This is a genomic window from Pseudomonas sp. 2hn, from assembly GCF_019646095.1.
In the GTDB taxonomy this organism is placed as follows: Bacteria; Pseudomonadota; Gammaproteobacteria; order Pseudomonadales; family Pseudomonadaceae; genus Aquipseudomonas; species Aquipseudomonas peradeniyensis.
Genome location: NZ_CP081016.1, coordinates 2,740,709 through 2,754,219, shown reverse-complemented (window position 1 = coordinate 2,754,219; position 13,511 = coordinate 2,740,709). Strand labels below are relative to the sequence as shown.

Annotated in this window: 12 protein-coding genes; 6 read left to right on the top strand and 6 right to left on the bottom strand. The window is 65.4% G+C overall.

Translation table 11 applies throughout. The features are described from left to right. The first annotated feature begins 200 nt into the window (after positions 1-200). Positions 201-1,256, top strand: a complete 1,056-nt coding sequence (locus K2O50_RS12530; protein WP_050705814.1) for a HEAT repeat domain-containing protein — start codon at positions 201-203, stop codon at positions 1,254-1,256. 9 nt (positions 1,257-1,265) lie between these two features. Here the strand turns inward: K2O50_RS12530 and K2O50_RS12525 are convergent, their stop codons facing one another. Both K2O50_RS12525 and K2O50_RS12520 read right to left on the bottom strand, forming a co-directional pair. Further along, complete coding sequence (locus K2O50_RS12525) at positions 1,266-3,329, bottom strand: PAS domain-containing sensor histidine kinase (RefSeq protein ID WP_259470172.1); 2,064 nt, start codon at positions 3,327-3,329, stop codon at positions 1,266-1,268. After that, positions 3,319-3,768 carry a nucleoside deaminase gene (locus K2O50_RS12520; protein ID WP_050705830.1) on the bottom strand — a complete coding sequence of 150 codons (450 nt, stop codon included), beginning with the start codon at positions 3,766-3,768 and terminating at the stop codon, positions 3,319-3,321. The genes K2O50_RS12525 and K2O50_RS12520 overlap by 11 nt, the downstream gene beginning before the upstream one ends. Before the next feature lie 146 nt (positions 3,769-3,914). Here K2O50_RS12520 and K2O50_RS12515 point away from each other — a divergent pair, with 146 nt between their 5' ends. Next, a complete protein-coding gene (locus K2O50_RS12515; RefSeq protein ID WP_220690021.1) occupies positions 3,915-4,598 on the top strand; it encodes a type 1 glutamine amidotransferase domain-containing protein in 684 nt (227 codons plus the stop codon). A 94-nt stretch (positions 4,599-4,692) separates the two neighbouring features. Here K2O50_RS12515 and hppD read toward each other — a convergent pair whose 3' ends face one another. After that, positions 4,693-5,769, bottom strand: a complete 1,077-nt coding sequence (gene hppD / locus K2O50_RS12510; protein WP_050705816.1) for a 4-hydroxyphenylpyruvate dioxygenase — start codon at positions 5,767-5,769, stop codon at positions 4,693-4,695. A gap of 314 nt (positions 5,770-6,083) precedes the next feature. On the opposite strand from hppD, the gene K2O50_RS12505 reads away from it, so the two are divergent. Both K2O50_RS12505 and rarD read left to right on the top strand, forming a co-directional pair. Continuing rightward, complete coding sequence (locus K2O50_RS12505) at positions 6,084-7,679, top strand: EAL domain-containing protein (RefSeq protein WP_050705817.1); 1,596 nt, start codon at positions 6,084-6,086, stop codon at positions 7,677-7,679. 34 nt (positions 7,680-7,713) lie between these two features. Further along, positions 7,714-8,601 (top strand): EamA family transporter RarD, encoded by an 888-nt coding sequence (rarD, locus tag K2O50_RS12500; protein ID WP_050705818.1) that lies wholly within the window; start codon positions 7,714-7,716, stop codon positions 8,599-8,601. Here the strand turns inward: rarD and K2O50_RS12495 are convergent. Continuing rightward, entirely contained in the window at positions 8,564-10,135 is a 1,572-nt protein-coding gene (locus tag K2O50_RS12495; protein WP_050705819.1) for a TerC family protein, read from the bottom strand. The two genes, rarD and K2O50_RS12495, sit on opposite strands and share 38 nt — an antisense overlap. A 260-nt stretch (positions 10,136-10,395) precedes the next feature. Between K2O50_RS12495 and K2O50_RS12490 the strand changes: the two genes are divergently transcribed. Further along, positions 10,396-10,977 (top strand): LysE family translocator, encoded by a 582-nt coding sequence (locus tag K2O50_RS12490; RefSeq protein WP_050705820.1) that lies wholly within the window; start codon positions 10,396-10,398, stop codon positions 10,975-10,977. Between the two features lie 260 nt (positions 10,978-11,237). Here K2O50_RS12490 and K2O50_RS12485 read toward each other — a convergent pair whose 3' ends face one another. Together K2O50_RS12485 and K2O50_RS12480 are read right to left on the bottom strand one after the other, a co-directional pair. Beyond that, positions 11,238-12,014 carry an AraC family transcriptional regulator gene (locus tag K2O50_RS12485; RefSeq protein WP_050705821.1) on the bottom strand — a complete coding sequence of 259 codons (777 nt, stop codon included), beginning with the start codon at positions 12,012-12,014 and terminating at the stop codon, positions 11,238-11,240. 10 nt (positions 12,015-12,024) lie between these two features. After that, a complete protein-coding gene (locus K2O50_RS12480) occupies positions 12,025-12,567 on the bottom strand; it encodes a helix-turn-helix domain-containing protein (protein WP_050705822.1) in 543 nt (180 codons plus the stop codon). 154 nt (positions 12,568-12,721) lie between these two features. Between K2O50_RS12480 and K2O50_RS12475 the strand changes: the two genes are divergently transcribed. Then, positions 12,722-13,504 (top strand): aldolase, encoded by a 783-nt coding sequence (locus K2O50_RS12475; protein WP_050705823.1) that lies wholly within the window; start codon positions 12,722-12,724, stop codon positions 13,502-13,504. The last annotated feature ends 7 nt before the right edge of the window (positions 13,505-13,511 follow it).

The window sequence follows — 13,511 nt, the reverse complement described above, 5'->3', positions numbered from 1 at the left end:
TGGTGAGCATCCTGCTTTAGCCAGTCGGAAATGCTCGGAACGCTAATGGATCGAGGGGGGGTGGGCTGACATGGGAAGGGGGGACAACAGGTGTTCGACAGGGGAGTTGCGCTGCCCGGGAGCCACCCCGTTAGTCCCCATCATTGCAATTGCCCCCCGCCTGCCCCAAGCTCTGCGGTACCGCCACCCCGGACCGCGAGATGCAACGACGCCACCTGATCCTGATCGCCCTGCTGCTTGTACTGGTACTGCCCATCGCGATCGGCTACCTGTGGCGTGACCAGCAACCCGCGGCGCCCAGCCTGCCGCCGCACAGCTACGCCAAGGCCCTGCGCCAGGCCCACGATGGCCTGCCGGGCGCCGCCCGGGTGCTCTACCAGCAGCTGCAACGCGACGACCTGCCACCGATCCGCCGTGCCGCGCTCTACGTCGAACTACCCAACTACCCATCGCCACAGGCATTGAAGCTGGCCCAGCAAGACCTGGAGCACGCCGACCCGCTGGTCCGCCGCGCCGCCATCGCCAGCATCCGCCGCCTGCTGCCGGCCGCCCAGCGCAGCCTGGTGCTGGGCCCGCTGCTGGAGGATGACGAGCAAAGCGTGCGTTTCGCTGCGGTAGACGCGCTGCTGGGCCTCGACCCCGACGCCATCGGCCTGTACTTTGGCCCCTTGCAGGATGCCCTGGAGCAATACGAGCAGACCTTGGAGCAACAGCCCGACGACGCCGCGGCCCAAGTACACCTGGCCCGGCTGTACATGCATGAGCAGGCCTACAGCGATGCCGACAGGGCCCTGCAACGTAGCCTGGCGGTGGCGCCCGAGGGGCTGGACGCCCTGGCCACCCAGGTGCGCCTGCTGGAGCAGCAAGGCCGTCACGACGCCTCCCGTGAAGTACTGGCCAAGGCCTTGGCGCTGCGCCCCGACTCGGCGTTCCTGCAACACGAGCTGGGGCTGTGGCTGACCCGCCACGAGCAGCAGGAATACGCCCTGCTGGCGCTGGCCCGCGCGGTCGAACTGGAACCGGAGAACAACGAATACCGCTATACCCTGGCCGTCACCCTGCACCAGCTTGAGCAAATAGATGCCGCGCAGAAGCAGCTGGAAACCGTGCTCAATCGCCAGCCCGCCAATCGCCGGGCGCGGGTGCTGCTGATCGAGTACTGGAAGGAAACCGGCCAACTGCAGAATGTCCAGGTCCTGCTGGCCGAGCTGGAACGACAGAACCCGGACGACCCCTACCTGCAGCAGGGACTCTGAAACCCGCCCTCAGGCTTGCAGCATACGCTGGATCTTGACCACCAGCGTCTGCAGCGAGAACGGCTTGAACATCAATGCCGTACCCGGTTCGTCGAGCAGTACCTGCTCGACCGGGTCGCTGGTAAAGCCAGTGATGAACAGGATTTTCTGCTCCGGCTTCATCATCCGCAGCGCCTTGGCCACCTGGCGCCCGCTGAAGCCTCCCGGCAAGCCGATATCGGTGATCACCAGGTCGAACGGGCCGCGATGCCGGAACTCGCCCAGTGCGCCATTGGCATCGGCCACATCGCACACCTCGAAGCCGCATTCGACCAGCGCCTCTTTCATCAGCCCGCGCAGGTTGACTTCGTCATCGACCAACAGCAGCCGCTCGCCCCGGGCCTGAACCGGCAGCGCGTCCAGGGCGATGCTCTCGGGCAGCACACCCAAATGGCGCGGGAACATCAGCACTACCCGAGTCCCTTGATCCAAGCTCGATTCGATCCACACCTGGCCCCCCGACTGGCACACGAAACCATGCACCATGGGCAGCCCCAGGCCCGCCCCCTGCCCCAACGGCTTGGTGGTGAAGAACGGTTCGAAGGCCCTCGCCACATCCTCCCGGGACATGCCGTGGCCATCGTCCTCGATCTGCAACGTGACATAGTCGCCCGCCGGTACACTGGCCGGCCCCTCGCTGGCCAACGCCAAGCGCTCGTTGGAGGTTCTGATCGTCAGGGTGCCCTGGCCAAGACAGGCATCCCGGGCATTGCTGCAAAGATGCAGGAGGGCGTTGCGCAACTGATCGGCGTCGACCTGCAACAGCCAGGGCGCGACATCCAGTTGCCAATCCAGGTGCATTTCGGCGCCGAGGGTCTGGCGCAACATCGGCTCCATCTCCTGCAGCAGGCGATTGATGTTCAGTGGGTTGGGCGACAGCGGCTGGCTACGGGCGAACGCCAGCAGGTTCTGGGTCAGGCCAATGGCGCGCTGGGCACATTCCCGGGCCATCTGCACATATTCCTCGACACGCTCCATCCGCCCCTGGGCCAGGCGTCGCTCGAGCAGTTCGAGGCTACTGCCGACACCGGACAGCACGTTGTTCATTTCATGCGCCAGGCCACCCGCAACTTTCACCACGGATTCCATGCGCTGGCCGTCCCGCACCGCCGCCTCGGCCAGGCGTTGGACCGCCTGGCGGTCAGCGGTGATGTCCCGTCCCACCAGCGCGGGCAGTGCCGGACCGGCAATCCCGGTCCAGCGGAACCAGCAATAGTGCCCTTCGTTGTGCCTGACCCGAGCATCGAATGCCGTCATGCCCTGTCCCTGAAGCAGCGACTTCAATGCAAGCTGGGCTTCGGTGCGATCGGCGGGGTGGAACAGTTCAGGCAAGGTCACCTGCAGATGCGACGCCTCTCCCCAGCCCAGCAAGCGATGCCAGGCCGGATTCGACGAGCGCACGTGCAGGTTGGCATCAAGCATCAGCATGACGTCGGGCGACAGCTGCCAGGTATGTTGCGGATCGCTCAGGTACTGCTCCAGGCGCGCCTCGAAGGACAGCGCCAGCTCACGCCATTCACGCCCGGTCTCGATACTGGCAGTGGTCTCGATCAGGGCATGCAGGAAGCCGGCAACCTCACCCTGGTCGTTACGGATAGGTGAATAGCAACCCGTCACCCAGGCCGTCGCCGCGAAGCCCTCTCGATTGACAGGCAACGGCGCGTCCTCGATCAGGCTGCCCTGCCCCTCCAGCACCTTGAACACGGCCGCGCCCATGCCCTCCCAGTTCTGCGCCCAGAGTGCATCGAAGGACCGGCCCTGATGGCCACCCTCAGCGCCCAGCAGGGCCTGGTAAGGTTGGTTGTGAATCACGGTCAGCGCCGGGCCCCAGACCAGCGCACAGGGAAACGGAGACAGCAACACCATGTCGGCGGCGATACGCAGGGCGGGTGGCCAGGACGTCAGCGGCCCCAGCGGGGTCGTGAACCAGTCGAAGTCGGCGATGGGCTTGCCTATGGTGGCCAGCGGGGAGGTAGGTGGCGCCAGATGAATGACCTGGATCTCGCCCCCGCCGGCATGCAGGTCAGCGGCCAATATCTTCGTCCCACAGCTCAGGCTTTTCCTCGATGAACCGGCGCATCAGCGCCTTGCAGGTCTCATCGTCGTGTACTTCCAAGCGTACACCCCGGCTGCCGAGCAGTTTTTCCTCTCCCAGGAACGTGGTGTTCTCACCGATGACCACGTGCTTGATGCCGTACAGCAGGATAGCCCCGCTGCACATGGCGCAAGGCGACAAGGTGGTATAGAGGGTGGATTCCTGGTACACCCGGGCAGGCTGTCTACCGGCATTTTCCAGGGCGTCCATCTCGCCATGCAGGATGGCGCTGCCGTTCTGCACCCTTCGATTATGGCCGCGGCCGATGATCTTGCCGTCGTGCACCAGCACCGAGCCGATCGGGATGCCGCCCTCCTCGAGCCCCTTGCGAGCCTCGTCGATGGCGGCCTGCAGGAAAGTGGAAGTGCCCTTGTCCATGGTTTCGCCCCGGTAATGCATCGAATTTTCAGCAGCCTAGCACAGCGTCCGCCGGCCGTGGCGCATTGCGTGGCGAGGGCTATGCTGATAAGGCTTTCGCTCCTGCTGGCCAACCGTTTTCCCATGGATTCGACGGGCATGCACACATGAACAAGAAGCTCCTGGTCGTGCTGACCAATACCGCCAAGTACCCCACCATCTCGCGCGCCACAGGGCTGTGGCTGGGTGAGGCCGTGCACTTCGTCGACAAGGTGCAGCAGGCGGGTTTTTCCGTCGACTATGTCAGCCCGGCGGGCGGCTATGTGCCGATCGATCCGCACAGCCTGCGCGTGGCGCCGGAGCTGGACTGGCAGTGGTACAACGACAAGACCTTCATGAATCGCCTGGGCGCCACCCTTAGCCCTGGCCAGGTCAAGGCCGAGCAGTACAGCGGGATTTACTACACCGGCGGACATGGTGTGATGTGGGATTTCCCCGACAACCAACCGCTGCAAGAGCTGGCACGGCGCATCTACGAAAGCGGTGGTGCGGTCGCTGCGGTCTGCCATGGCGTGGTGGGCCTGCTCAATATCAAGCTCAGCGACAACAGCCTGCTGCTCAGGGGACGCAAAGTCACCGGTTTTTCCAATATCGAGGAGAAACTGGCGGAACTGGCCGGGGAGGTGCCGTTCCTGACCGAAAACGAGCTGGGCGCCCGCGGCGGCCAGTACGAGGCGGTCGATCCCGATACGCCTTTCGTGGTGGAGGATGGCAGCCTGATCACTGGGCAGAATCCGGCCTCCACCGCCGGGGTGGCCGAGGCGGTGATTCGCTACTTGCGCAACCGGTAGCTCCCATAAAAGCATCGCGGGGCCAGCCCGCTCCCACGCCCGTCATGGTGTGGGAGCGGGCTGGCCCCGCGATGGGTCTTGCAGGTAAAGCGTATTACTCGACGTTCAGCACGCCACGACGCACCTGGTCACGCTCGATCGACTCGAACAGGGCCTTGAAGTTGCCTTCGCCAAAGCCGTCGTCACCCTTGCGCTGGATGAACTCGAAGAACACCGGCCCCAGCAGGGTTTCCGAGAAGATCTGCAGCAGCAGGCGCTTGTCGCCCGGCGCCGAGGCGCCATCGAGCAGGATGCCGCGGGCCTGCAGCTGGTCGACCGGCTCGCCGTGCCCTGGCAGGCGCTCCTCGAGCATCTCGTAGTAGGTCTGCGGCGGCGGGGTCATGAAGCGCATGCCCAGGCCCTTGAGCGCGTCCCAGGTCTTGAGCAGGTCGTCGGTGAGGAAGGCGACGTGCTGGATGCCTTCGCCATTGAACTGCATCAGGAACTCTTCGATCTGTCCCGCCCCTTTCGACGATTCCTCGTTGAGCGGAATGCGGATCATGCCGTCCGGCGCGGTCATGGCCTTGGAGGTCAGGCCGGTGTACTCGCCCTTGATGTCGAAATAACGGATTTCGCGGAAGTTGAACAGTTTTTCATAGAAGTTGGCCCAGTAGGCCATGCGTCCGCGATAGACGTTGTGGGTCAGGTGATCGATGATCTTCAGGCCCGCGCCGACCGGGTTGCGGTCCACGCCTTCGATGAACTTGAAGTCGATATCGTAGATCGAGCTGCCTTCTTCGTAGCGGTCGATCAGGTACAGCGGCGCGCCACCGATACCTTTGATCGCCGGCAGGCGCAGTTCCATCGGACCGGTTTCGATCTCCACCGGCTGGGCGCCCAGTTCCAGGGCGCGGGCGTAGGCTTCATGGGCGTTGCGCACGCGGAAGGCCATGCCGCACACCGACGGGCCGTGCTCGGCGGCGAAGTACGAGGCGATGCTCTTGGGCTCGTTGTTGAGGATCAGGTTGATGCCGCCCTGGCGATACAGGTGCACATCCTTGGAGCGGTGGCTGGCCACCTTGGTGAAACCGAGAATCTGGAATACCGGCTCCAGCACGCCAGGGGTCGGCGAAGCGAGCTCGATGAATTCGAAGCCTTCCAGGCCCATCGGGTTGTCGAAGATATCTGCCATGTGGGTGTCCTCATCTATAAGCGAAAAACGGTTTATTACAGGCTTTGGATGTGGAGATGGCGTGGTGGTGAGCAGGGGATCCCGCGCACGCTGCGGGCCAGGAAGTCACCAATGATCAGCTTGAACCCATGGTATGTCATATGGACCCATTCTCGGCGGGCTTGATTCCCCGGGAGGCGGAGAACCTTATTGTTGTATTCGTAACCCGATTCTACAGTGCGTAAATTTGTTTGTCGCGCTTTAGTTCGCAGGTTGTTCCGACAAACGGCTATTCTCAGCAGCAACCCGTCACCTCGCAGAAGGTCCACACGCACATGCCCCTGACCGCCAAACGCCCCACCCGCTGGAGCTGGCGCGCCCTGCTGCCCTGGGGCGTCGGCGTGCTGCCACTGCTGTGCGGGCTGGCGGTGATGCGCTGGCAGACCGAACAGGAACTGCAGGCCAGCAGCCTGGCCACGGCCCGAGAAGTGGGCGTCCATGTCGAAGCGATCCTCGACAGCCTGTCCAGCGCCGCCCATCACCTGCTGCCCAAGGCCGGGTTGCCCTGCGACGAGGTGCAGCTGGCCCTGCGCATCGAGGTGACGCGCAACGCCTTCGTGCGTTCGACCAACCTGTTCGACCACGACCGCCTGTACTGCACCTCGCTGTTCGGCGACTTCGACGAGCCGGTCAATGCCAGCGACTACACCAATGGACAACTGTGGCTGATGAACGGCAACTCGGTCACCCCGGGACAGGCCCTGCTGGTCTACCGGGTCAACCAGGAGGGCCGTGGCGACCGGGGAGCGATCACCACCGTGGATGGCCGCCACCTGCTCACCGCGCTGCACCTGATCGGCGCCGACAACCTGGTGAAGGTGCATGTCGGCAATCACTGGATGGGCAGCGATGGCCAGGTTCACGATGGCAAGCCGCCGCTCGCGGCCACCGCCGCCACGCAGTATGCCTCCACCCGTTATCCGTTCGATGTGCATGCCGGCTACGAAGAAGGCAGGCATGCCGCATTGATGCGCTCGCGCTACCCCGCCCTGCTGAGCTTGCTGCTGATGCTGGGGGTGGCGGCCGGTGCCGCCTGCCGCTGGCAGATCCGCCGCGCCAGTTCATCACGCGGCGAGCTGGACCGGGCCCTGGACGCCGACGAGTTCGTGCCGTACTTCCAGCCGGTGGTACGCAAGGGCGATTACCGCTGGGCCGGTGTCGAAGTGCTGATGCGCTGGCAGCATCCGCGCGAAGGGCTGGTGCGCCCGGACCTGTTCATTCCCTATGCCGAGCATAGCGGCCAGATCGTCGCCATGACCCGGGCCCTGATGCTGCACACCGCCCAGGCCCTGGCCCCGCATGCGGCGCTGCTGGAGGACGGTTTCCATGTCGGCATCAACATCACCGCCGACCACTGCCGCGACCTGGGCCTGCTCGACGACTGCCAGACCTTCCTCCAGCACTTCCCGCCCGGGCGCGTGGTACTGACCCTGGAGCTGACCGAGCGCAAGCTGATCGAGCCGACCCCGGTGACCCTGGAACTGTTCGAGAAGCTGCACGCCATGGGCGTGATGATCGCCCTGGACGACTTCGGCACCGGCCAGTCCAGCCTCAACTACCTGCGCCAGTTCCAGGTCGACTACCTGAAGATCGACCAGAGCTTCGTCGCCATGATCGGCGGCGACGCCCTGTCCCAGCATATCCTCGACACCATCATCGAACTCTCGGCCAAGCTGGGCCTGGGCATCGTCGCCGAAGGCGTGGAGACCGAGGTGCAGCGCGACTACCTGGCACGCCACGAAGTGGACTTCCAGCAGGGCTACCTGTTCGCCCGGCCGATGCCCGCCGACGAACTGCTGCTGGCCCTGGCCGCCCAGCCGGGTAGCCCGCAGTTGCCGCCGGGCAATGGCCCTGAGATCATGCGCGGCTGATCCGCCCGCTCACTTCCCGTTTTCCGAGGCATTCGTGTCAAAAGGCATTCTTTCGTCGGTCATGGCGTCCTGTCTGTTCGCCGTGATGTACTTCTATACCTCCTTCCTCAAGCCCCTGGACGGCGAGGAGATCTTCGGCTGGCGCACCCTGCTGACCCTGCCCTGCCTGACGCTGTTCATGCTGGTGTCGAAGGACTGGAAACGGGTCGGCGAGCTGCTCGGGCGGGTGCGCCGCACACCGCTGCTGCTGCTCGGCATGGTCGGCACCTCGTGGCTGATGGGCGTGCAATTGTGGCTGTTCCTCTGGGCGCCCCTGCACGGGCGCAGCCTGGAAGTGTCGATGGGCTACTTCCTGCTGCCGCTGGCCATGGTGCTGACCGGGCGGCTGGTGTATGGCGAACGCCTGTCGCGCCTGCAGAAGGTCGCGGTGAGCTTCGCCGTGCTCGGGGTTGGCCACGAGCTGTACCAGCACGGTAGCTTTGCCTGGGAAACCCTGCTGGTGATGATCGGCTACCCGATCTACTTCGTCCTCAGACGGCGCTGCCGCACCGACCACCTGGGCGGCCTGTGGTGCGACATGTGCCTGCTGCTGCCATGGGCCCTGTACTTCGTGATCCAGGGCCCGCTGTCGGCGGCGGACCTGGCCGAGCACCCGGCCCTGTACGGGCTTATCCCGCTGCTCGGGGCGATCAGCGCCTGCGCCCTGATCGCCTACGTGCTGGCCAGCCGTCTGTTGCCGTTCAGCCTGTTCGGCCTGCTCAGCTACGTCGAGCCGGTGCTGCTGGTGGGCGTGGCCCTGGCGCTGGGCGAGACCATCGGCCCCGACCAGTGGCTGACCTACCTGCCGATCTGGGCCGCCGTGCTGGTGCTGGTGCTTGAAGGCATCAAGCACCTGCTGCGTCAGCGTCGGCGTTCGGTGTAAGGCGCACCTGACGCACCCGACGCTCCTCCACCGCCACCACGGTCATGGTCCAGCCGTTCCAGGCCAGGTGATCGCCCACCACCGGCAGGCGGTCCAGCAGGCTCATCACCAGGCCCGCCAGGGTCTGGTAGTCATCGGTGGCACGGGCGGCGAAGCCGGTGCGCGCCTGGACCTGGGCCAGGTTCAGGGCGCCACTGACCACGAAGCCACCCGCCTCCTCGACCACGCCCGGCCCCTCCACCTCGCTCGCGTCCGGCAGCTCGCCGGCAATCGACTCGAGGATGTCGGTCATGGTCAGCACCCCGGTGAAGTCACCGAACTCGTTGACCACGAAGGCGATGTGGGTGGACTGGGCGCGCATCTGCTCCAGGGCGTTGAGGATGCTGAAGCTCTCCAGCAGGTTCAACGGCGCCCGCGCCAGGTGCTCCAGCGCCGGCTGGTTGCCGCCCAGCAGTTCCTTGAGCAGCTCCTTCTTGTGCACGTAGCCCAGCGGCTCCTCGATGCGCCCGTCGCGGATCAGCGGCAGGCGCGAGTAGGACGAGTTGACCAGCATCTGGGTGATCGCCTCGGCCGGCTGCGACAGGTCGATGGCATCGACCTTGGCCCGCACCGTCATCACCGTGCGGATCGGCCGCTCGGCCAGGTTGAGCACGCCACTGATCATCACCCGCTCGCGGCGGTCGAACACCACCTGCTCGTCGCCACCAGCCACCAGGTCGGCGATCTCCTCGCCCACCTCGTCGGCCTCTACCCGGCGCCCGCCCATCAGGCGCAGCACCGCGTGGGCCGTGCGCTCACGCAATGGCCGGTGCTGATGCAGGCTGCGCTTGCGGCGGGCGCGGGCCAGCTGGTTGAACAGCTCGATCAGCAGCGAGAAGCCGATGGCCGCGTACAGGTAGCCCTTGGGAATATGGAAACCCAGGCCTTCGGCGGTGAGGCTGAAGCCGATCATCATCAGGAAGCCCAGGCACAGCATGATCACCGTCGGATGGGCGTTGACGAAGCGGGTCAGCGGCTTGCTGGCGACGATCATGATGCCGATGGAGAAGATCACCGCGATCATCATCACCGACAGCTGCTCGACCATGCCCACGGCGGTGATCACCGCGTCCAGCGAAAACACCGCGTCGAGCACCACGATCTGCGCGACGATCGGCCAGAACGCCGCGTGACGGGTCACGCCGCCGCTCTGGGCGACATGGCCCTCGAGGCGTTCGTGCAGTTCCATGGTGGCCTTGAACAACAGGAACACACCACCGAACAGCATGATCAGGTCACGGCCGGAGAAGGTCTTGCCGAACACGTCGATCAGCGGCGCGGTGAGGGTCACCATCCACGAGATGCTGGCCAACAGGCCCAGGCGCATGATCAGCGCCAGCGACAGGCCGATCACCCGGGCGCGGTCGCGTTGGTGCGGCGGCAGCTTGTCGGCGAGGATGGCAATGAACACCAGGTTGTCGATACCCAGCACCAGCTCGAGGACGATAAGCGTCAACAGGCCCAGCCAGGCCGTGGGGTCGGCTAGCCATTCCATTAGCGGGTACTCACGAGGGCGGCGTCACGAGGACGCAGGAAGGAAGGCCGGGACGGCCGGGGACTGGGGGGCTCCGCGAAGGTGCTCATATAGACCTTGATAGAAAATAGGGATGTCGATCCTACAATCGAAGCAGATTTCTCTGATAGCGCAAAACTATTACAAAAGCTGTAACAGGTGCGGCAGAGCATTTTTGTTCAATACGCCCGTCACGATTTTAGCCAGGATAGCCATACCCTCCTCCAACATGGAAACCTCCGATGAGCCTGACATTGTCCATGGCGGCCTTTGCCCTGGCCGCCTCCATCTCCCCCGGCCCGGTCAACATCGTCGCCCTCGGCAGCGGCGCGCGCCACGGCCTGCGGGCCAGCATCGGGCATGCGGCCGGCGCCACCCTGGGTTTCTGCCTGCTGCTGGTGCTGGTGGGGCTGGGCGTGCATGAACTGTTGCTGCGCTGGCCCTTGCTCGGGCGGCTACTGCACGGGGGTGGCGTGCTGTTTCTGCTGTACATGGCCTGGAAGCTGGCCAGTGACGATGGCGGGCTGGGCGCCGACGACAACCGGCGAGCGCCCAGCGCCTGGCACGGCGCGGCCATGCAGTGGCTGAGCCCCAAGGCCTGGCTGGCGGCGGTGGCCGGGATCGGTGCCTACACCGGCGGCGAGCAGCAGTTGCTGTGGCAGTTCACCTGGATCTACGGGCCGATCTGCTTCCTTTCCGTGGCCAGCTGGGCCTGGGCTGGCAGCGTGATCCGTCAGTACCTGGGTGAGCCGTGGCGTATGCGTCTGTTGAATCGGGTGCTGGCGGGGTTGCTGGTGGCGAGTGCGGTCTACCTGATCCTGTGAGGCTGTTGGCTCGAGCCCTGTCGCGGGGGAAGCCCGCTCTCATGGACCTAAACACAGTTCTTTGATGTGACTGGGGCAGCGTGGGAGCGGGCTTGCCCCGCGATCACCGGCTATGCCGGTGCCATACACCACATCGCGGGGCAAGTCGCATCGGCGCACCGCCGCTCCCACGCTGGTGGGGCTGGCAACCCAGTTCCCTGCGCGACAGCACAGCCCAAAGGCTTGGGTGATCTCCCGCACAGGTGGGACATTCCTGTTATTCAGCCATTGCGGTAATGCCCCGGCGTGGTCGCCAGGTGGCGCTTGAAGGCCCGCTGCAGGTGCGCCTGGTCGGCGAATCCCGCCTCCAGCGCCACCTCGGCGATCGGCCTGCCGTTGCGCAGTTGCGCCCGGGCGTGCTGCACCCGCTGGTCGAGCAGGTAGCCATGGGGCGTCAGGCCGAAGCGCTTGCCGAACGCGCGGATCAGGTAGGCCCGTGACAGCCCCGCTGCGGCGCAGATGTCGTCCAGCGTCAGCGGGTCGAGGCGATGGGCACGGATGAACGCGGCGGCCAGTTCCACACGTGGATGGCGCGCGGGCTGGCCGCTCGCGTCGGCCTCCAGCAGCTGCGGCAAACCCTTGAAGAACGCCTCCAGCTGCGCCTCCCGACCCTCGTTGCCAGGCTCGAACAGCCCGGCAAACAGCGCCAGCAACTGCCCATACAGCACCGTCGATGAGCTCAAGGTCGCCGAGGGCAACGCGAAGCCACGCGCCAGCAGCCAGGGCATGTCGACGAACAGCATCAGGTACGACCAGGGCTCGCCCTGGATCGGATTGCAGGTGTGCACCACGCCCGGGTTCATCAATACCGTGGTCCCCGCCGCCACCTCGTGCCGGGCGTTGCCGGTCAGGTAGGTGCTGCGCCCGCCGGTGATCACGCCGATGGAGAAACTTTCGTGGGAATGGGCGGCGTAGCACACCTGGCGGCCGTCTCCCACGCGCCGGGCTTCGACGAAGGGCAATGCCGGATCACGCCAGAACCGCGAGACCTCGATCATCGCCCCGCCCTCACCCCTCGCCGCCCTGCACCACCACCAGCAACTGCGCCTGGCGCTCGCCGACCGAACGCAGGCGGTGCGGGGTCTGGGCATTGAAATGCAGGGCGTCGCCCGCCTCCAGCAGCACCCGCTCGCTCATGAAGTCGACCTCCACCTGCCCCTCGTGGACGAACAGGAACTCCTCGCCTTCGTGTTCCTTGAAGGTCGGGTCGCTGAACGTGGTCGGCGGCTGGATCAGGAACGGCAGCAGGCTGCGCTGGCCGACCTGCGAGGTCAGCACCGCATACCCCGGCCCCTCGCCGCCGCCCACCAGCGCCTGGCGCTCGCCGCGACGCACCAGGCTGTAGCGCGCCTGGCCGTCGTGCTCGCCGTCGAACAGCTCCTCGACATTGACGTTGAGCGCCCGCGCCAGCTTCAGCGCGGCGGCGATCGACGGCATGTTGAGGCCGCGCTCGACCTTGGACAGGTAGCTCTTGGTCATGCCGGACTTCTCAGCCAGCTGCTCAAGGGTGATGCCTAGTTTCTTTCTCAGCAGTTTCAGTCGGATAGACATGTGAAGCGGGATTCCCGAACAAACGCACTTGCTTATGACACTTTGTGTCATATAGGATTATTTGTGTCATCTGATGGCTCGCCCCCTCACCGTCCAAAGCTCGGGGGCGAGCCAGCCCTGACATCCGTCATCACGCCACAGAGGAAAGCTCCCCATGGCCAACACCCTTACCCTCAGCAAAGACCAGCTGGTGCAAAAGGCACTGACACAGATGCAAGGCTCGCTTGCCGATAATACGTGGACTGTGCGCGAAAAGCTGGCCCTGACCTGCCGAATTCTCTTCGACCACGGCCACGACTCGGGCCTGGCCGGGCAGATCAGCGCCCGCGGCCCGCAGCCAGGCACTTTCTACACCCAGCAACTGGGCCTGGGCTTCGACGAAATCACCGCCGGCAACCTGCTGCTGGTCAACGAAGACCTCGAAGTGCTCGAAGGCCAGGGCATGCCCAACCCGGCCAACCGCTTCCACAGCTGGGTGTACCGCGCCCGCCCCGACGTCAACTGCATCATCCACACCCACCCCACCCACGTCGCCGCGTTGTCGATGCTCGAAGTGCCGCTACAGGTCTCGCACATGGACCTGTGCCCGCTGTACGAGGACTGCGCGTTCCTCGAAGCCTGGCCGGGCGTGCCGGTGGGCAACGAGGAAGGCGAGATCATCAGCGCTGCCCTGGGCGACAAGCGCGCCATCCTGCTCTCGCACCACGGTCAGCTGTCCACCGGCACCAGCATCGAGCAGGCCTGCGTCTACGCCCAGCTGATCGAGCGCGCCGCGCGCCTGCAGCTGCTGGCGATGGCCGCCGGCACCATCAAGCCGATCGCCCCGGAGCTCGGCCGCGACGCCCACGACTGGATCGACCGGCCCAAGCGCCACGGCGCCGCCTTCAACTATTACGCCCGGCAGGCCCTGCGCCAGCACACCGATTGCCTCGCCTGACCCTACC

Coding starts and splice junctions, on each gene's coding strand:
- K2O50_RS12480 (WP_050705822.1), bottom strand. CDS start 12,567: ATGTCTATCCGACTGAAACTGCTGAGAAAGAAACTAGGCATCACCCTT.
- K2O50_RS12505 (WP_050705817.1), top strand. CDS start 6,084: ATGCCCCTGACCGCCAAACGCCCCACCCGCTGGAGCTGGCGCGCCCTG.
- K2O50_RS12485 (WP_050705821.1), bottom strand. CDS start 12,014: ATGATCGAGGTCTCGCGGTTCTGGCGTGATCCGGCATTGCCCTTCGTC.
- hppD (WP_050705816.1), bottom strand. CDS start 5,769: ATGGCAGATATCTTCGACAACCCGATGGGCCTGGAAGGCTTCGAATTC.
- K2O50_RS12520 (WP_050705830.1), bottom strand. CDS start 3,768: ATGGACAAGGGCACTTCCACTTTCCTGCAGGCCGCCATCGACGAGGCT.
- K2O50_RS12530 (WP_050705814.1), top strand. CDS start 201: ATGCAACGACGCCACCTGATCCTGATCGCCCTGCTGCTTGTACTGGTA.
- K2O50_RS12495 (WP_050705819.1), bottom strand. CDS start 10,135: ATGGAATGGCTAGCCGACCCCACGGCCTGGCTGGGCCTGTTGACGCTT.
- K2O50_RS12515 (WP_220690021.1), top strand. CDS start 3,915: ATGAACAAGAAGCTCCTGGTCGTGCTGACCAATACCGCCAAGTACCCC.
- K2O50_RS12490 (WP_050705820.1), top strand. CDS start 10,396: ATGAGCCTGACATTGTCCATGGCGGCCTTTGCCCTGGCCGCCTCCATC.
- K2O50_RS12475 (WP_050705823.1), top strand. CDS start 12,722: ATGGCCAACACCCTTACCCTCAGCAAAGACCAGCTGGTGCAAAAGGCA.